The organism is Streptomyces sp. NPDC021622 (genome assembly GCF_040640795.1).
Classification (GTDB): Bacteria; Actinomycetota; Actinomycetes; order Streptomycetales; family Streptomycetaceae; genus Streptomyces.
The window spans coordinates 1-16275 of the sequence record NZ_JBFACK010000030.1 but is presented as its reverse complement, the minus strand read 5'-3'; the positions used below and the strand labels follow the sequence as shown (position 1 = coordinate 16275).

At 70.3% G+C, this 16275-nt stretch carries 19 protein-coding genes; 8 read left to right on the top strand and 11 right to left on the bottom strand.

Features of this window, described 5'->3' with window-relative positions:
* Positions 1 to 2 precede the first annotated feature (2 nt).
* Together AB0G47_RS39445 and AB0G47_RS39440 are read right to left on the bottom strand one after the other, a co-directional pair.
* Positions 3 to 983, bottom strand: a complete 981-nt coding sequence (locus tag AB0G47_RS39445; protein ID WP_360780457.1) for an LLM class flavin-dependent oxidoreductase — start codon at positions 981 to 983, stop codon at positions 3 to 5.
* A 41-nt stretch (positions 984 to 1024) separates the two neighbouring features.
* Positions 1025 to 1789, bottom strand: a complete 765-nt coding sequence (locus AB0G47_RS39440) for a DUF2071 domain-containing protein (RefSeq protein ID WP_266873480.1) — start codon at positions 1787 to 1789, stop codon at positions 1025 to 1027.
* Positions 1790 to 1975: 186 nt separating this feature from the next.
* Here AB0G47_RS39440 and AB0G47_RS39435 point away from each other — a divergent pair, with 186 nt between their 5' ends.
* Positions 1976 to 2788 (top strand): amidohydrolase family protein, encoded by an 813-nt coding sequence (locus AB0G47_RS39435; RefSeq protein ID WP_360780455.1) that lies wholly within the window; start codon positions 1976 to 1978, stop codon positions 2786 to 2788.
* A gap of 36 nt (positions 2789 to 2824) precedes the next feature.
* Here the strand turns inward: AB0G47_RS39435 and AB0G47_RS39430 are convergent, their stop codons facing one another.
* Positions 2825 to 3241 (bottom strand): DUF5997 family protein, encoded by a 417-nt coding sequence (locus AB0G47_RS39430; protein ID WP_360780452.1) that lies wholly within the window; start codon positions 3239 to 3241, stop codon positions 2825 to 2827.
* A 58-nt stretch (positions 3242 to 3299) separates the two neighbouring features.
* Between AB0G47_RS39430 and AB0G47_RS39425 the strand changes: the two genes are divergently transcribed.
* The gene (locus AB0G47_RS39425) at positions 3300 to 4067 is read left to right on the top strand and encodes a LysR substrate-binding domain-containing protein (RefSeq protein WP_360780450.1); all 768 of its coding nucleotides are present in this window, start codon (positions 3300 to 3302) and stop codon (positions 4065 to 4067) included.
* A gap of 20 nt (positions 4068 to 4087) precedes the next feature.
* On the opposite strand, the gene AB0G47_RS39420 is transcribed toward AB0G47_RS39425, so the two are convergent.
* Positions 4088 to 4228, bottom strand: a complete 141-nt coding sequence (locus AB0G47_RS39420; protein WP_360780447.1) for a hypothetical protein — start codon at positions 4226 to 4228, stop codon at positions 4088 to 4090.
* Positions 4229 to 4386: 158 nt separating this feature from the next.
* Positions 4387 to 5832 (bottom strand): serine/threonine-protein kinase, encoded by a 1446-nt coding sequence (locus tag AB0G47_RS39415; protein ID WP_360780445.1) that lies wholly within the window; start codon positions 5830 to 5832, stop codon positions 4387 to 4389.
* A gap of 158 nt (positions 5833 to 5990) precedes the next feature.
* Between AB0G47_RS39415 and AB0G47_RS39410 the strand changes: the two genes are divergently transcribed.
* Positions 5991 to 7652: a VCBS repeat-containing protein gene (locus AB0G47_RS39410; RefSeq protein WP_360780442.1), complete on the top strand. Its 1662-nt coding sequence runs from the start codon at positions 5991 to 5993 to the stop codon at positions 7650 to 7652.
* 3 nt (positions 7653 to 7655) lie between these two features.
* Here the strand turns inward: AB0G47_RS39410 and AB0G47_RS39405 are convergent, their stop codons facing one another.
* Together AB0G47_RS39405 and sigJ are read right to left on the bottom strand one after the other, a co-directional pair.
* On the bottom strand, positions 7656 to 8264 hold the full coding sequence (locus tag AB0G47_RS39405; RefSeq protein WP_360780439.1) for a hypothetical protein: 609 nt from the start codon (positions 8262 to 8264) through the stop codon (positions 7656 to 7658).
* A 76-nt stretch (positions 8265 to 8340) separates the two neighbouring features.
* Positions 8341 to 9282 (bottom strand): RNA polymerase sigma factor SigJ, encoded by a 942-nt coding sequence (gene sigJ / locus AB0G47_RS39400; RefSeq protein ID WP_360780436.1) that lies wholly within the window; start codon positions 9280 to 9282, stop codon positions 8341 to 8343.
* Between the two features lie 189 nt (positions 9283 to 9471).
* On the opposite strand from sigJ, the gene AB0G47_RS39395 reads away from it, so the two are divergent.
* Positions 9472 to 9945 carry a carboxymuconolactone decarboxylase family protein gene (locus AB0G47_RS39395; RefSeq protein ID WP_360780434.1) on the top strand — a complete coding sequence of 158 codons (474 nt, stop codon included), beginning with the start codon at positions 9472 to 9474 and terminating at the stop codon, positions 9943 to 9945.
* A gap of 66 nt (positions 9946 to 10011) precedes the next feature.
* Here the strand turns inward: AB0G47_RS39395 and AB0G47_RS39390 are convergent, their stop codons facing one another.
* Positions 10012 to 10173 carry a hypothetical protein gene (locus AB0G47_RS39390; protein ID WP_360780431.1) on the bottom strand — a complete coding sequence of 54 codons (162 nt, stop codon included), beginning with the start codon at positions 10171 to 10173 and terminating at the stop codon, positions 10012 to 10014.
* Between the two features lie 216 nt (positions 10174 to 10389).
* Here AB0G47_RS39390 and AB0G47_RS39385 point away from each other — a divergent pair, with 216 nt between their 5' ends.
* Positions 10390 to 10827, top strand: coding sequence for a phospholipase (locus AB0G47_RS39385; protein ID WP_360780599.1), 438 nt, complete (start codon positions 10390 to 10392; stop codon positions 10825 to 10827).
* A 73-nt stretch (positions 10828 to 10900) separates the two neighbouring features.
* On the opposite strand, the gene AB0G47_RS39380 is transcribed toward AB0G47_RS39385, so the two are convergent.
* A complete protein-coding gene (locus AB0G47_RS39380; protein WP_360780428.1) occupies positions 10901 to 11308 on the bottom strand; it encodes a RidA family protein in 408 nt (135 codons plus the stop codon).
* A 120-nt stretch (positions 11309 to 11428) separates the two neighbouring features.
* Between AB0G47_RS39380 and AB0G47_RS39375 the strand changes: the two genes are divergently transcribed.
* On the top strand, positions 11429 to 11809 hold the full coding sequence (locus tag AB0G47_RS39375; RefSeq protein WP_360780425.1) for a helix-turn-helix domain-containing protein: 381 nt from the start codon (positions 11429 to 11431) through the stop codon (positions 11807 to 11809).
* A gap of 41 nt (positions 11810 to 11850) precedes the next feature.
* The gene (locus tag AB0G47_RS39370) at positions 11851 to 12699 is read left to right on the top strand and encodes an alpha/beta fold hydrolase (protein ID WP_360780422.1); all 849 of its coding nucleotides are present in this window, start codon (positions 11851 to 11853) and stop codon (positions 12697 to 12699) included.
* A gap of 100 nt (positions 12700 to 12799) precedes the next feature.
* On the opposite strand, the gene AB0G47_RS39365 is transcribed toward AB0G47_RS39370, so the two are convergent.
* Both AB0G47_RS39365 and helR read right to left on the bottom strand, forming a co-directional pair.
* The gene (locus AB0G47_RS39365) at positions 12800 to 13357 is read right to left on the bottom strand and encodes a DinB family protein (RefSeq protein WP_360780420.1); all 558 of its coding nucleotides are present in this window, start codon (positions 13355 to 13357) and stop codon (positions 12800 to 12802) included.
* Between the two features lie 154 nt (positions 13358 to 13511).
* Positions 13512 to 15701 carry an RNA polymerase recycling motor ATPase HelR gene (gene helR, locus AB0G47_RS39360; protein WP_360780417.1) on the bottom strand — a complete coding sequence of 730 codons (2190 nt, stop codon included), beginning with the start codon at positions 15699 to 15701 and terminating at the stop codon, positions 13512 to 13514.
* Between the two features lie 239 nt (positions 15702 to 15940).
* Between helR and AB0G47_RS39355 the strand changes: the two genes are divergently transcribed.
* On the top strand, positions 15941 to 16275 hold a 335-nt coding region (locus AB0G47_RS39355; protein WP_360780414.1), incomplete at its 3' end, for an ATP-binding cassette domain-containing protein.

The following is a 16275-nucleotide window of genomic DNA, read 5'->3' as shown; positions in this document are numbered from 1 at the left end:
GCTCACGTACCAAGCGGAGTGACCAGTTCGCGTACCAACTGGAAGGACCGGACGCGATCGGCGAGGTCGTAGACGGGCGTCACCAGCATCAGCTCGTCGGCCCCGGTGGTCTCCGCGAGCCGCGTCAGGCGCTTCTCGACCAACTCCGGTGTCCCATGGGCCTGGTGGGAGGCGAACGCGGCCAGCGCCGTCTCCTCCCGGGCGTCGAACCGGTGCGCCGCCGCGGTCGCCGGACTGGGGAAGGGCACATCGCTGTGCCCCTGGAGCAGGCCCGCCTTCACCACGGCCATGGGGCGCGTCAGCTCCTCGGCCCGCTCCTGGGTGTCCGCGCACACGACCTCCACGCACACCAGGACGCGCGGCTTCTCGCACCAGGCGGAGGGCCGGAACGCCTCCCGGTAGTGCGCGAGCGCCTCGACGGTGTTCTCCGGGCGGATGTGGTGGGCGAACGCGACCGGCAGGCCCAGTTCGGCGGCAAGTGCCGCCCCCGCGCGGCTCGATGCCAGCAACCAGGGCTCGGGCAGCTCGCCGAGGCCGACCTCGGTGAGGAACTCCAGCGTCGCGGCGACATCGCGGCCGTACTCCTCGTCCGTGGCCGGATCCGCCCCGCGGCGCAGCGCACGCGCCGTCCCCTCGTCGAAGGTCCCGGGGCCGCGCCCGATCCCGAGGTCGATCCGGTCGGGATGCAGCGCGGCCAGCGTCGCGAACTGCTCGGCCACGGTGAAGGGCGCGTGATTGGGGGCGAGTACGCCGCCCGAGCCGACCCGCAGGCGCGACGTCGTGGCGGCGATGCGTGCCGTCATGATCGGCGGCGGGAAGGCGCCGATGGCGGGGGAGCGGTGATGCTCGGCGAACCACAGCCGGTGGTAGCCGAGACGGTCGAGTTCCTGGGCGGCACCGTCGCAGTTGCGCAGCGCGTCGGCGGCCGACGTGCCGGCCTCGACCATGGCAACTTCCAGTGCGGAAAGCGGCAGTTCGATCATTCGCTCAGCATAGGACGGGCCGGGTCGAGGCTTCCGGCCGGTCAGGGAGTGGGGATGCCGCCGGGGCGTGCGGGACGTCCGAAGCGCACCGGGACGCCCGGCGAATAGAGCACGCTCACCGGGTCGCCCACCGGCCGGGGAAGCCCCGCGGCGACGACCAAGTCCTCGTCGCAGGCAAGGAGTTCAGCGCGGTGCAGCGGCCAGCGAGGGTGCACGTTCGGCAGGAACATCTGCCGCCCGAAGAAGGTGTTGTGCATGCCCCACCGCGCCGTCAGGAAATGCTCGAACTCGGTGGGTTCCGCCACCCGTTCGCCCACCCGCACCGCGATCCGGCTCTGCGCGCCGCGCGGACCGGGCCAGCGCCTGCTGCTCGTGTACGTGACGATGTCGCCGCTGTGCCGGATGCTCATCCGGGACCACTGGTAGGGCAGCCGGAAGGCGCCGCGCGCAACCGCCACCGGTATCAGCCGCGAGGCGTCGAGGGAACGGAAGACGACGCCGCGGCGGCCGTGGCCGTCCACCGAGTACAGCCGCACATTCGTCTCGGGGAACGTGCCCAGGTACGGAATGCCGGGGAGCCGGAACCAGCCGACCCGGTGCATCCGAAACGCGACGAGCCCCACATAGGTGACCCCTTCGTGCACATCGGGCACGGTCCCGGCGGGCAGCAGCGGCGCCACGTCGGCCGGATCCACGGCCCAGTGCAGAAACGCCAGATCCAACCACGACTGCGTGAGCAGCGGGTTCACGGTGCAGGAGGGCGGATCGGCGGTGATGGGTTCCGGGGCGGAGGAGGTGAGGGCCACGGGATCAGAATTGCAGGGGCCTTGGTTCGGCAGATCGGTGGGGGTGGCTTCGGAGCGGGCCAGGGGGAATGCGGTTTCCGAGGGTGGCTGTCCGGCGGGCCGTGGGACTAAGGTCTCCCCTAAGCGGACGCTTAGCGCCTCCCCGCAGGACGGCAGGCCGCGTCACGAGAGAGAGGCAGGCAGCCCGTGCCGGTCATCGACGCGTGGATGCAGCACCCCACGCTCCGCCACTCCAACCACGAGATGTTCGAGTCGCTGCGCCGGTGGACGGGGCAGGGGCTCCTCGAGGAACCACTGCCGGTCAAGACCACGGTCGCCGCGCTGGCCGCCGCCGACGTCGAGATCGGGCTCGCGGCAGCCTGGTACGGCCCTCAGGGGCCGCTGATCAGCAACGATGAGGTGGCGGACTTCGTCGCCCAGTCCGATGGACGGCTGCGCGGAGTCGCGGGCGCCGACCTCACCCGGCCGGTCGAGGCGGTGCGCGAACTGCGCCGCGCGGTGCGGGAGCTCGGCTTCGTGGCCCTGCGGATCGTGCCCTGGCTGTGGCAGCTCCCGCCCACCGACCGGCTCTACTACCCGCTGTACGCGGCCTGCGTCGACCTCGGCATCCCCTTCTGCACCCAGGTCGGGCACACCGGCCCGCTGCGCCCGTCCGAGACCGGTCGCCCCATCCCGTACATCGACCAGGTGGCCATCGACTTCCCCGAGCTGACCATCGTGTGCGGACACATCGGCTACCCGTGGACGGCAGAGATGATCGCCGTGGCCGACAAGCACGCCAACGTCTACATCGACACCAGCGCCTACACCGCACGCCGCTACCCGCGCGAACTCGTCGACTACGTACGCGGTCGGGGCCGCGGGAAGGCGCTGTTCGGCTCGAACTACCCCATGATCACGCCCGGCCAGGCGCTTGAGCACCTGGGCGATCTTGACCTGGACGAGGAGGCCACCGACCTGTTCCTGTCCGGCAACGCCCGGCGCGTCTTCAGGCTCTGACTGCGCCGGGAGCGTCTGACCTCACTGGGCCAGGAGTCAGGAACGCGGGCCGCGGGACTGGTCGGCCCGCTGCGCTTCCTTCTCCTTCTGCTTCTCCTTGATCCGCACCGTTTCCTTGCGGACCTCGGCCTGCGTGGCGCGCTCCTTCTGCAGCCACTCCGGGTTCTCCGTCTTCAGCGCCTCGATCTGCTCCGTGGTGAGCGCCTCGGTGACCCCGCCGCGCGCGAGACCGGCGATGGAGACGCCCAGCTTCGACGCGACCACCGGCCGGGGGTGCGGGCCGTTGGCGCGCAGCTCCTGCAGCCACGCGGGCGGATCGGTCTGCAGGGAGTTCAGCTCGGTGCGCGAGACGACACCCTCCTGGAACTCGGCGGGGGTGGCCTCGAGGTACACACCCAGCTTCTTCGCCGCGGTCGCGGGCTTCATGGTCTGGGTGGTCTGGTGCGACGTCATGGTGTCAAGGGTATCGAGCATGTGAGCTACCGCTGACCACGCCGGGTAATCTGGCGGAGTGACAGACTCGCAGGTAGCCCCTTCCTTCAGGCTCGCTTACGTCCCGGGGGTGACGCCCACCAAGTGGGTGCGGATCTGGAACGAGCGGCTCCCCGACATCCCGCTGACCCTCGTCGCGGTGCCCGCCGCCGAAGCGTTCGACCTGCTGCGCGGCCCTGACGCCGACGCCGGTTTCGTACGTCTGCCCGTCGACCGCACGGACCTCAGCGCGATCCCCCTCTACACCGAGACGACCGTGGTCGTGATCCCCAAGGACCACGTCGTGGCAGCCGTCGAAGAGGCGTCCTGCGAGGACCTCGCCGACGAGATCGTGCTGCACCCCCTCGACGACACCCTCGACTGGGAGCAGCTGCCGGGACGGCCCGCCCATGAGCGCCCGGCCACCACCGCAGACGCCGTCGAACTGGTCGCGGCCGGCGTGGGCGTCCTGGTCGTCCCGCAGTCCCTGGCCCGCCTGCACCACCGCAAGGACCTCACCTACCGGCCGCTGACCGGCGCCCCCGAGTCACGCATCGCCCTGTCCTGGCCGGAGGAGGAGACCACCGATCTGGTGGAGGACTTCATCGGCATCGTGCGCGGACGGACGGTCAACAGCTCCCGCGGCCGTACGCAGCCGGCCCCGGCCAAGCAGACCAAGAGCAAGCGCCCCGACACCGGCGGGGCCCGCCGCAAGCCCGCGGCGGGCAAGCCGGCCGGCAAGGGTTCCCGCGGCGGCTCGGGCGCCGCCAAGGGCGGCAAGCGCGGAAAGCCGCGCCGCGGCAAGTAGCGGCCCCGGCCCCGGCGCCGTCAGGGGCGCCGGCCCTCCGGGTCCGCCTCGTTCAGCGCCAGGACCTCGGACCGCAAGCTGCCCCTGTCGAAGCGCTCGACGGCGTACGACACCCAGGTCGCCGACCGGGTGACGTAGAGACGGGGAATCCGGACGGCCACCGTCCCGCCCCCCTCACGTGCCCGCGATCCGCAGCGGCGACTCCCGGCGATGGCTCCACGAAGTCCATTTCCAGATAGCCGTCGACGGCCTCGTCGACGCTCGGCGGCGCAAGGAGCACGCCCATCACGCCCCCGGTCGGGCCCACCCGCCGATGCCGTCAGCGGGCGTCGTCGAAGCCGAGATGCGTGATGCTGGCGGCTATGCCCGCCACCTTCACGTCGACCACGACCTTGCCCCTCGTCCATTTCGTCGTCGAGCCGTCGGGTGCGCCCATCGTCGTCAGGACGGCCACCGGCAGCCTCTCCCGGTCCTCGGCCTCGGGGTAGAAGACCACCAGATACAGCCTGCCGCGGTCGTTGAAGCCGTACTGCGTGTTCATCACGACGTCGCAGAACGTCTCCGGGCCTTGGCCCGTGACCCACCACTCGCCGTTCTCCTGTGTGGCGGCGGAGAACCGCGCCCGGAAATCGGCGACCGTCGCGCCCCACGGCAGACCGTTCCAGCCCCATTCGACCGAGCCGGGCTCCGTGACGGCAGGCGAGGTGCCGGCCGTCGCCCGCCGACGGCCCGGCACGAATCGGGAGAGACCGCGGCGGGGTGGGGAGTCCGGGGCGGTCGTGTCGCGGCGGGTCGCACCGTCACGGCTCGCACGAGCGCCGAGACCGCCGAGATCGCCGTCCTCGATCGAGCCGCCTTCTGCGACCTCGGAGTCATCACCGTCATCGGCGTCATTGCCGATCTCGGCCTCTACGTCGCCGATCAAGGTGGTGACCCGCTGCGGCAGCCAGTCGTCGCTCGCGTCGGCGCCCGCGAAGGCGCGCAGTATGTCGGCCATCTCCGGCCGGACGGCCGGATCCTTGGCCAGGCAGGCGGCCACAAGACCGCGCAACTCGTTGTCGACCAGCGACAGATCGGGCTCCTCCTGGACGATCCGGTAGAGCACGGCCGCCGGATGCCCGACGCCGAAGGGAGAGGCGCCGGTCGAGGCGAAGGCCAGCACGGAGCCGAGCGAGAAGACGTCGCTGGCGGGAGTGATGTCGGTGTCGCCGCGGGCCTGCTCCGGCGACATGTAGGCGGGCGTGCCGGAGATGACGCCGGTCGCCGTGTGTGTGGTGGCCTCCAGGGCGCGGGCGATCCCGAAGTCGATGACGCGGGGCCCGTCGGAGGCCAGGATGACGTTGCCCGGTTTCAGGTCGCGGTGCACCAGGGCGCAGTTGTGTACGGCGCCGAGCCCTTCGGCAAGTCCCGCCGCCAGTACGCGCAGTGTCTTGGCCGGCAGCGTGCCGTGCTCGGTGACCGCCGTCTGCAGCGAAGGCCCCGGTACGTAGGCGCTGACGAGCCAGGGGCGCTCCGCGTGCGGATCGGCGTCGATGACCTGGGCGGTGTAGAAGCCGCCCACCCGCCGGGCCGCCTCCACCTCCCGGGCGAAGCTGCGACGGAACCCCGCGTCGGTCCCGTACTCCGGGCGGACCAGCTTGACCGCCACCGGGCGGCCGCCCGCGGAACGGCCGAGGAAGACCTGCCCCATGCCGCCTGCGCCAAGCCGCCCCACCAGCCGGTAGCCGCCCACCCGGTCCGGGTCACCCGCCTGCAGAGCTTCCATCGACACTCCCCGTCTTCGGCCAACTTCCCCTGGAGGCAGATCTTTTCAGAGGCGGACGCGTGGCGTGGGGAATCAGGGGTGGCAGTGATGGCAGTGATGGAAGCGATTGGGGTGATTGAGATGCAACCTTTGGTGCCGCTGAACGGTCAGTCAAGCCTGTGAGCACACCTTCGCCGCAAGGCATCCGTCCCAAGCCGCCGACTCGGACCGGGGCCGGGGCCGGGGCCGGTCGCCGTATCGCCGTCCTCGCCCTCGTCGTCCTTGCGCTGACTCTCGCGAGCGTGGTGACGTACGTGCATTTCTCCGGTTCCTCCAGCGGGCACCGCAACCCGGGCATACCGCAGCCCACGTCGCCCGTCGAGTCGGACGGCAAGGCGCCGGCCGTCGCCCCGGCCGAGTGCGCCGCGCCGCCCGCCGCCTCGGAGCGCACCGCACCGGCAGCTCCGCGACAGAAGGTCAACCGCGCGGACTTCAACGGCGACGGCTTCCCCGACCTCCACCTCAACGCCTGGTACCGGCCCAAGGAAGGCGGCGGCTGGCTGCACCACCGCGCCCTCGTGGCCGGCTCGGCGCGAGGCATCGCGCCGGCCGCCGGCGTCCCGCTGAGCCTTCCCGGACTCGACCCGGCCACCAGCACCCGGCCGCTGGTCATGAACAGCGCCGCCCACCTCATGGGAGACCTGGACGGCGACGGCCTTGCGGACCTCGTCGTCCAGAACCTGTTCCGCAACCGCGAACACAACTGGACCGGACAGAGCATCGTCTGGGGCGGCAAGAAGGGCACCCCGCGTGATGTGCGACTCCCCGCCGACGACCCGCTGTTCATGTCGGACGGTGACTTCGACGGAGACGGGGCGCTTGACCTGATCGGGCTGCGGGAGGGCCGCGACATGGAGCCCGCGGGTTTCCACGTGCCGCGCCCGTCGGCCTGCCTCACCATCCTCTACGGGCCGTTCACCCGCGCCGGCGCACCCCGCAGGACCGTCGCCGTCGAGGCCACCCAGGGCGGGTACGTGGGTGTGTCCGCCTTCGTCACCGGGGACTTCGACGGAGACGGCCGCGACGACGTGGTCACCCGCGGCGGGCTGCCCCTGCCGGCGGAGGACCAGGACGTGTCCGACTGGTACGACGAGGACCGCCTGCCCCGCGGCCTCACGGACACCCGCTTCTACCGTGGTACGCCCGCAGGTCCTGCCGTCGCCGCCCTGCCCGCCGGCGTGGGGAGCGCTCTGCCGCTGCCGGACCGCGACGGGACGAGCACGCCGCTGCTCACCGTCGGACAACTGGACGGCGACCGGTTCACGGACATCATCCAGGCCGACGGGACGATCCTGCACGGCGGACCGCACGGCCCCGGCGCCCGCACCAGCCGCCTTCCCGCCCCTTACGACACCGGGGGAGAGGACCCGCCCGGAACGTTGCGGACCGTCGGCTACACCGGAGGCCCGGCCCGCGCCGACCTGAACGGCGACGGCCAGGACGACCTGGTGTACCGGGACTCCCGCAACAAACCGGCGGGCAACGTGACCATCCTGCTCTCGCGGCCGCACGGCGGCTACGCGGCCCCGCTCACCATGGATCGCCTCCGGCTCGACCTGCCGAGCCGTCCATCGCACAGTGCGGACGCCGACAACTTCGGCTGGGACGTCGCCGCCGCCGACCTCGACCGCGACGGCGCCGCCGAACTCCTCATCGGCTACCGGGGCTTCGTCAAGCCCCGTGAGGAGCACGGCTATTGGGTCCTCCCCGGAACGTCCGACGGCCCGGACATCAAGAAGGCGCGGTTCCTGCCCGTACGGGAATTGGTCGCAGAAAGGTGAACTTCAGGCCTGGCCCTCGGGATCCTCGCTGAGGAACTCCGCAACCAGCTCTGGCGGGTTGGCGGCCCGGGTGAGGGCGAACATCTCGTCAGGGGCGAACATGTCGTAGAGGATCACCGGCAGCGGCCGCCCCAGAGCGCGGACGAGGTGGCCCTCCGCGTGGAGCTCGCGGGCCACGTCGACGCAGAGCGCGTTGAACTCCTCCGCGAGCCGCTCGTCACGCTCCTCCTGCTCCTCCTCGGAGAGGCCTTCCGCTGCGGCCTGGTCATCCTCGTACCAAAGGCCTTGTTCCATCGCCTCGTGGCGGTGCAACTCGGCGCCGGCCGGGTCGTGTTGGGGATCGTGGCCGGTGATGCGTACGCCTTCGAGGCCCGACGGCGGGAAGTAGGCGTAGTTCCAGCGGGCCTCCCACGCCTCGCGGGGACCCAGCTCGGCGAGCAGCCGTGCCACCTCGGTCTCGGTGTTGTAGCCGATCGCCAGATACGGGAACCGGGGATCCTGGTCGACGCTGTCGATCCGGAACGTGACGGCATAGATCTCGGGCGCCACCTCTTCGGGGAACTCGGCCAGGGTGCGCGCGGCAACCTGCCCCAGGTGCAGGCGGAAAGTCATCGACAGCTCTTCTCCTCGGTGGCGTCGCGGCGATCGCCGGTGCGGATTCTAGGCAGGGGCGGCGCGGCGGCCTGCGTCAGACCCTTCTCCACGGGCGGAGCTTCTCGGGGTTCCGTACCGCCCAGAGGTGCTTGATCCGGTCGCCCGTGATGTCGAAGGCGATCACCCCAGTGGTGATGCCGTCCTGCTGGATGACCAGGCCGGGCTGGCCGTTGACCGTGCGCTCCAGGAGCGTCCGGTCGAGGTCCGATGTCGCACCGGTGAGGGCGATCAGGTAGCGCGCGAGCTGTTCGCCGCCCTGGATGGGATCGAGTGCGGCCCGGACCACACCGCCGCCGTCGGAGAGTCCCGTGGCGTCGGGGTCGAGCAGGCTGATGAGTGCGGCGATGTCTCTGGCTTCCCAGGCCTGCTTGAAGTCTCTGACGATGTCGGCCCGCCGGGAAGCCGACGTCGTGGGTGCCTCGGAGGCGCGGATGCGACGGCGGGCGGAGGTGGCCAGCTGGCGGCATGCGGCGGGCGTCCGGCCGACGATCTCGGCGACGTCGGCGAAGGGGTACTGGAAGACGTCGTGGAGGATGAACGCGACGCGCTCGGCGGGGGTCATGGTCTCGAGCACGACGAGGAAGGCCATGTTGATCGACTCGGCCAGGGTGACGCGGTCGGCGGGGTCGGCCGCCGTGCCGCCCGGCCGCCCGTTGACCCAGTCCGTGTGGTGGGGCAGGGGCTCGGGGATCCATTCGCCCACATAGCGTTCGCGGCGGGCGCGTGCCGAGCCGAGCAGATCGAGGCAGACGCGGCTCGCGACCTTGGTCAGCCAGGCGCCGGGCGATGCGATGACCGAGCGCTGGTGAGGGGACATCGCGTACCAGCGGGTGTACGTCTCCTGGACGACGTCCTCGGCGTCGGCCAGCGAGCCCAGGAGCCGGTAGGCGAGGCCGGTCAGCTGACGCCGCTCGCTCATGATCGTGCTCAGGGCCGGGTCGAGCCTGCCGTCTCCCGGCGCGGATGGGGTCCTCATCGTGTCGCCGCTCCCTTGGCTGTGCTGGTGCTCACCAGTACGACGAGACGGCCCCGCGAAATGTGACGTCGGCGCGCCGCCTCACAATCCGCGGAGCCGCCTCGTCGGTAGTACCGGGACCAAGGCGGTCCCGCGAACAGCCGTTCCGTTCACGGGGCGGAACGGCCGGGCACGAAAGGGGAGATCACCATGCAGACACGACTCGACCACCTCACCAATCCGGTGGCGGCCAAGGCCGTGCAGGGCCTCGTCTCGGCGGGCAAGGCGGTCGCCGAGTCGACGCTGCCGGCCGCGACGGGGGAGCTGGTGCTGCTGCGTGTCAGCCAGATCAACGGCTGCGGCTTCTGCATCGACATGCACACCAAGGAGGCCACAGCAGCCGGTGAGACCCCGGCGCGGCTCCATCTGGTCGCCGCCTGGCGCGATGCCACGGTGTTCACGGATGCCGAACGGGCCGCCCTGGCCCTGGCGGAGGAGGGCACCCGCATCGCCGACGCGGCCGAAGGTGTCTCCGACGAGGTGTGGGCGAACGCCGCCAAGCACTACGACGAGGAGCAGCTCGGCGCCTTGGTGTCGGTCATCGCCATCATCAACGCCTTCAACCGCCTGAACGTCATCACCCAGCGGCCCGGCGGCGACTACCGGCCCGGCCAGTTCGACTGACCGGCAACCTCGATCGCCTCTGAAGGGCCGGGCCGGGCCGGGGACGCCCCGGCCCTTCAGAGGCACTCACCGGGCGGCGACCTTGCGGTGGCTGATGCGCCAGCCCCGATCGGTGGGCACCAGGGCGTCCTCGTAGGTGACGCTGCCGCTCGTGCCGTCCGCGTTGACGCCGATGCCCTTGGAGCGGCCCCAAATGACGAGGCGATGCCTCCCGGTGTTGGTCTGCATGCCACGTGACAGCGGTGGAGCGGTGCGAATCTTTCGGCGCCGGCAGGGCCGATGCCGAGATCCTGTGCTTGAACTCCGTTCGGACGCAAGTTGTCTGAGGGGGGATCAGAAACGGGTATGAGCCATGTGGCGTGCGCGCCCGTGCCGGCGCACGTACCAGTCCGCGTCTCGTACCCACTGGAGGAACCCGTGCGCCGCAAGCTTCTTGCCACATCCGTGACCGCCGCCGTCTTCGCCCTCGGCGTGGCGGTCGCCGCGCCGGCCGGGGCCGTCCCCGCCGACAAGGGCCAGGTACTCAGCGACTGGACCCAGACCAGCGCCGGCAGCTACGACGCGTGGGCCGCGGCCCGGGCGAACCAGGGCGCCTGGAGCGCCTACGCCTTCAACTGGTCCACCGACTACTGCTCGTCGTCCCCCGACAACCCCTTCGGCTTCCCCTTCCAGATGTCATGTGCACGGCATGACTTCGGCTACCGCAACTACAAGGAGGCGGGCACCTTCGACGCCAACAAGGCGCGCGTCGACAGCGCCTTCTACGCGGACCTCAAGAGAGTCTGCTCCGCGTACAGCGGAGCGAAGTTGGCCTCCTGCAACGCGACGGCCTGGACGTACTACCAGGCCGTCGACAAGTTCGGCTTCGCGCCCACGGCCTGACGCCCACTCAGGGACCCGGTCGCCGCGGGCTCGGCGGCCGGGGCCCGCCCGGTTTCCCTCGTGAGCGAGCCGCTCAGTCGATGACCGCGGTCGCTTCGACCTCGACCAGGTGGTCGGGGACATCCAGCGCCGCAACGCCGATCAGCGTGCCCGGCGGGGCCGGTGTGCTCCCCAGCTTCGCGGCTGCCCGGGCCATGCCGTCCATGAGCAGCGGCATCTTGTCGGGGGTCCAGTCGACGACGTACACCGTCAGTTTCGCCACGTCGTCGAAGGTTGCGCCGACCTCGGTCAGGGCGGTGGCGATATTGAGGTAGCACTGCTCGACCTGGGCGGCGAGGTCACCCTCGCCGACCGTGACCCCGTCGGCGGTCCACGCGACCTGCCCGGCGATGAAGACCAGCTTCGACCCGGTCGCGATCGACACCTGCCGGTAGGCGTCGATCTCCGGCAGTCCGGCGGGGTTCACCAGGGTGATGGCCATGTGTGTGCCTCCTCGGTAATGACGCGCCAGTAATGAAGCGCTCTCTTGTGGTTACTCGGGAACTGTAGGAGAGTGAGCGCTGACCTGGAAGAACGCACTTTTCGGTGACTGAGGAACCTCATGGTGACCAAGCAGTTCAGCGGCTCCCCCGAGGACGCGGACCTGACGCGCGCGGACTCGTTGGCGCGGGAGATCTTCTCGGACGTGGCCAACAAGTGGGCGCTCCTGATCATCGACGCGCTGGGTGAGAGCACCCTGCGCTTCGGCGAGGTGCGCAAGGGCGTCGAGGGCATCAGCCACAAGATGCTCACCCAGAACCTGCGGATGATGGAGCGCAACGGCCTGGTCGAGCGGACCGTGTACCCCACCGTGCCGCCGAGGGTCGAGTACACCCTCACCGAACCGGGCCTCGCCCTGCGCGAGATGGTCCACCGCATGTGCGACTGGACCCACCAGCACATCGGCCACATCGAAGCCTCCCGCCAAAGCTTCGACGCCTGACGGGCCTTGTCTCGAAGATCGTTTCGGTGGAAGCTGCGGGAATGCAGAATCTTCCGACATTCGTACTCGTTCATGGCGCCTTCGCGAACTCGTTCTCGTTCGCACCGCTGCAGGCCGAACTCGCCCTGCTCGGGCACCGGTCGGCCGCGGTCGACCTTGTGGGGCACGGGTTCGAGGCGACGTTCCCCGCCGCGTACCAGGCTCCCCAGGATCTCGCCGCGCTCGCCGCGGCACCGGGGAGCATCAAGGGCGTCACCCTCGCCGACAACGTCGCCCGCGTGATCGACGTCCTCGAACGCGCGAAGCGGAACGGGCCGACCATCCTCGTCGGCCACAGCAGGGGCGGCGTCACGATCACCGCTGCCGCCAACGCGCGGCCCGACCTGATCGACCGGATCGTGTACGTGTCCGCCTGGTGCCCCGTCGACCTCACCGACTACTACGGCGAGCCGGAGATGGCGGACGTGGACCCCGCTGCCTTCGCTCCGGCGATGGCGGGCAACCCCGCCGAACTCGGTCTGATCCGTATCAACTTCCGCACCGCAGAGCCCGGGGTGCTGGCCGCGATGCGGCAGGCCTTCGCCGCCGATCTCACCGACGACGAGTTCCACACGTTCCTGAACACCTTCCAGCCCGACGAGAACCTCGACTTCGGCGCGGCCGACGACCGGGCACAGGCCGCGACGTGGGGGAAGGTGCCCAAGACCTTCGTGCGTCTTACCGACGATGCCAGCATTCCGCTCGCCATGCAGGACCGCATGATCCGCGAGGCCGACACGCTCACCCCGGACAACCCCTTCGACGTCCGGACGCTCCAGGGCAGTCACCTGCAGTGGCTCGTCCGCCCGAAGCCGGCCGCCGAACTCCTCGCGAACCTCGCGGCGAGCTGACAACTGCCGCAGCGGCAGCGTCTTTTCACGGCATCGCCGTACGTATGTGAAGCGGTCCGGCGCGGCACCCGCGCCGGACCGTCGCACGCCTCGCCGGCGGTCAGCTCATGCTCTTGGCGCCGTCGAGGGACTCACGGATGATGTCGGCGTGACCGGAGTGCTGAGCGGTCTCGCTGATGATGTGCATCAACACCTGGCGGACCGACCACTGCGCACCGGGTTCCGTCCACGGGGCCTTCGGCAGCGGCCATGTGGTGTCCAGATCGGGCACCGTGGTGACCAACTCGTCGGTACGCCGCGCCACCTCGGCGTAGTTGTCCAGGACGCCGGCCAGCGTCTCGCCGGGCAGCATCCGGAAGCTGTCGGCCCGGCGGGCCCGGTCGGCCTCGGTCATGGCCGTGTAATCAGGCATCGCCGCCGGGCCGCCGAGGATGAAGTCCCCCCAGACCCGCTCGACTTCGGCGACGTGCTTGATCAGCCCGCCGAGGCACAGCTCGCTGACGGTGGTCCGCAGTCCGGCCTGCTCGTCGGTGAGGTCACGGGTGGTGAAGCGCAGAAAATGCCGGTGCTTGGCCAGCGCCGCCAGCCATTGGGCACGCTCACCGCCGACGGCGGGCGCCTCGTCCACGTCGCGGGTGGTCAGTTCGTCTGCAGTCATGGTCTGCCTTCCGGTGTTCTCGCTCCGTCGGTCAAGGAACACGCTAAGAGTCATAGAGGTCAGATCCTGGCCTATATGCGTCCTGACCCCCGTGGCAGCGGCGGCAGCGGTCTGAAGCCCCCGCTGCCGCCGCTGCGTCAACCGCCCGTCGGTGTTACCGGCTTGTGAGTACGACGAGTTGCTGGGTCGCCCGGGTCATCGCCACATAGCGGTCGACCGCTCCCTCGATCCCCTCGCCGAATGACTCCGGGTCGATGACGACGACCAGGTCGAACTCAAGACCCTTCGAAAGGCTCGGGGTCAGCGAGCGGACGCGGGACGTCGCCCGGAACGTGGGATCGCCGATGACGCAGGCGATCCCCTCGGCGTTCGATGCGAGCCAGGTGTCCAGGATCGAGTGCAGCTCCGTCACGGAGCCGTGGGTGACCGGGATTCCGCTGCTGCGGATGGACGTCGGCACATTGGCGTCCGGGAGCGCCGCCCGGATGGCCGGCTCGGCCTCCTTCATCACTTCTTCCGGCGTCCGGTAGTTGATGCTCAGGGACGCCACGTCGATCCGGTCGAGGCCGATCCGCTCAAGGCGTTCCTGCCACGACTCCGTGAACCCGTGCCTGGCCTGGGCGCGGTCGCCGACAATGGTGAAGCTCCGGGACGGGCAGCGCAGCAGCAGCATCTGCCACTCCGCGTCGGTCAGCTCCTGGGCCTCGTCCACCACGATGTGCGCGAACGGTCCCGCCAGCAAGTCCGGGTCGGCAGTGGGCAGTTCGGACTCGTCGACCAGGCTCACCTGTGCGTCCTTGCCGCGCAACATGGTCACCAGGCCTTCGCCGTCGTCACCGTCCGCGCCGGAGTCGGCCGCGGCCACGATCAGGTTGTCCACGACCTGCGCCATGCTCTCGCGCTGGGCGGCGAGGATGGCCTCCTGCCGACGCCGCCGCCGTGCCGCCTCCGGGTCGCCGAGCCGCCGCCGTGCCGCGTCCAGGAGCGGCAGGTCGGACACCGTCCAGGCCTCGCCCTCCGGGCGGCGCAGCTTCTTGACGTCGTCGGGGCCGAGGTGGGGAGCGCACATCCGCAGATAGGCGGGCACCGACCACAAGTCCGATACGAGATCGGTCGCCTCGATCAGCGGCCACGCACGGTTGAGGGTCGTGACCAGCTCTTCGTCGTGCCGCAGCGACTTTCGGAACAGGTCGATCGGCACATCGCCGTCTGCCTTGTCCAGCAAGATCGCGACCAGCTCCTCCCAGATCTCCTCGCGCGCTTCGTTGTGCGCAGTGCCCGGCCCCGGTGTTGCGAACGCCTCGGCCCAGTCGTCGGCGCTCAGCCAGATGTCGGCCCAGTCGGTCGAGACCGTCATCCCCTTGGTGGGCGGCTCCTCGTAGAACCGGACGGCCTTCTCTATGGCCTTCACCATGGCGGCGGACGACTTCAGAAGTGCCGCGTCCGGATCGCTTTCCTGCACGGCTCCCGCCCCCTCGGTCACGAGATCCCGCACGGTGCAGGTCTGCACGCCCTCCTCTCCGAGACTGGGGAGGACGTCTTCGACGTACCTCAGGTAGGGCTGGTGCGGACCGACGAACAGCACGCCGCCCCGACGGTGACCGAGACGGGGGTCGGAGTAGAGGAGGTGGGCGGTGCGGTGCAGCGCCACGACGGTCTTGCCCGTGCCAGGACCGCCGTCGACGACGAGGGCGCCGCGGGACCCGGCCCGGATGATGGCGTCCTGGTCGGCCTGGATGGTGGAGAGCACATCCCGCATCCGGTCCGAGCGGTTGCTGCCGAGGCTCGCGATGAAGGCGGACTGGTCGTCGAGCGCGGCGTGCCCGTCGAGCCCGTCGGCGGTGAACACCTCGTCCCAGTAGTCGCTGATCCGGCCACGGGTCCAGCGGTAGCGACGGCGGCTCGCCAGGCCCATCGGGTTGGCGTGGGTCGCCGCGAAGAACGGCTCGGCCGCGGGGGAGCGCCAGTCGAGCAGCAGACGGCGGCCCTCGCTGTCGGTGAGGCCGAGCCGTCCTATGTACACGGGCTCGGGGCTGTCCTCGCTGACGACGCGTCCGAGGCACAGGTCAAGTCCGAAGCGGCGCAGGGCGCGCAGCCGGCCGGTCAGCCGGTGGATCTCCAGGTCCCGGTCCATGGCCTCACGGCCGATGCCGCCGGGCGCCCTGCGCTCGGTGTCGAGGCGGTCGGACACCTCGGCGATCGTCTGCTCGAGGCTCTCCGCGATGGCCGCGAAGTGCCGCTCGTCGCCGTCGATCAGCGTCGGGTCGGCCTTGGGGGAGAGGGTGTCGGGAAGGTCGAACGCGCTGTCCTCGCACGACCCGTTGACCGACAACAATGCACGCACTTCGTGAATCACCTATTTCCTCAGGTCCTGGCTTAGGCGAGTGATTGTGCGGCACCACCGGGGCCTTGCCGCAAGCCCCCCAGTGCGCTATAAATTAAGAGTGGCAAGGAGCGAGTTCTCTCCTTGCCTTTTTTCGTTTCATGCGGACGGGCCCTCTGCGGATCCCCCGCGGCCCCTCCTGCGGACGCTGAAACCATCGTGAAACCGCTCTGAATGCGCCCTGCCGCACGCTCTGCGGCATGACCACCACGACATCGCCCCCACTCGCCATCGCGGCCACGGGGCTGCGCAAGGCCTACGGGGACAAGACGGTCCTCGACGGCATCGACCTGGCAGTGCCGCAGGGCACGGTCTTCTCCCTCCTCGGCCCCAATGGCGCGGGCAAGACCACCGCCGTGAAGATCCTCTCCACCCTCATCACCGCCGACGCCGGTGATCTTCATGTCGGCGGCCACGACCTGGCCACCGACCCGCAGGCCGTGCGGGCCGCGATCGGCGTCACCGGGCAGTTCTCCGCCGTCGACGGGCTGATCACCGGCGAGGAGAACATGCTCCTCATGGCGGATCTGCACCA

Bases quoted from the DNA above. Each gene is read 5' to 3' on its own strand.
- AB0G47_RS39430 (WP_360780452.1), bottom strand. From the start codon at position 3,241: ATGACGTCGCACCAGACCACCCAGACCATGAAGCCCGCGACCGCGGCG.
- AB0G47_RS39390 (WP_360780431.1), bottom strand. From the start codon at position 10,173: ATGCAGACCAACACCGGGAGGCATCGCCTCGTCATTTGGGGCCGCTCC.
- AB0G47_RS39445 (WP_360780457.1), bottom strand. From the start codon at position 983: ATGATCGAACTGCCGCTTTCCGCACTGGAAGTTGCCATGGTCGAGGCC.
- AB0G47_RS39365 (WP_360780420.1), bottom strand. From the start codon at position 13,357: ATGACTGCAGACGAACTGACCACCCGCGACGTGGACGAGGCGCCCGCC.
- AB0G47_RS39375 (WP_360780425.1), top strand. From the start codon at position 11,429: ATGGTGACCAAGCAGTTCAGCGGCTCCCCCGAGGACGCGGACCTGACG.
- AB0G47_RS39370 (WP_360780422.1), top strand. From the start codon at position 11,851: ATGCAGAATCTTCCGACATTCGTACTCGTTCATGGCGCCTTCGCGAAC.
- AB0G47_RS39415 (WP_360780445.1), bottom strand. From the start codon at position 5,832: ATGGAAGCTCTGCAGGCGGGTGACCCGGACCGGGTGGGCGGCTACCGG.
- AB0G47_RS39380 (WP_360780428.1), bottom strand. From the start codon at position 11,308: ATGGCCATCACCCTGGTGAACCCCGCCGGACTGCCGGAGATCGACGCC.
- AB0G47_RS39395 (WP_360780434.1), top strand. From the start codon at position 9,472: ATGCAGACACGACTCGACCACCTCACCAATCCGGTGGCGGCCAAGGCC.
- sigJ (WP_360780436.1), bottom strand. From the start codon at position 9,282: ATGAGGACCCCATCCGCGCCGGGAGACGGCAGGCTCGACCCGGCCCTG.
- AB0G47_RS39405 (WP_360780439.1), bottom strand. From the start codon at position 8,264: ATGACTTTCCGCCTGCACCTGGGGCAGGTTGCCGCGCGCACCCTGGCC.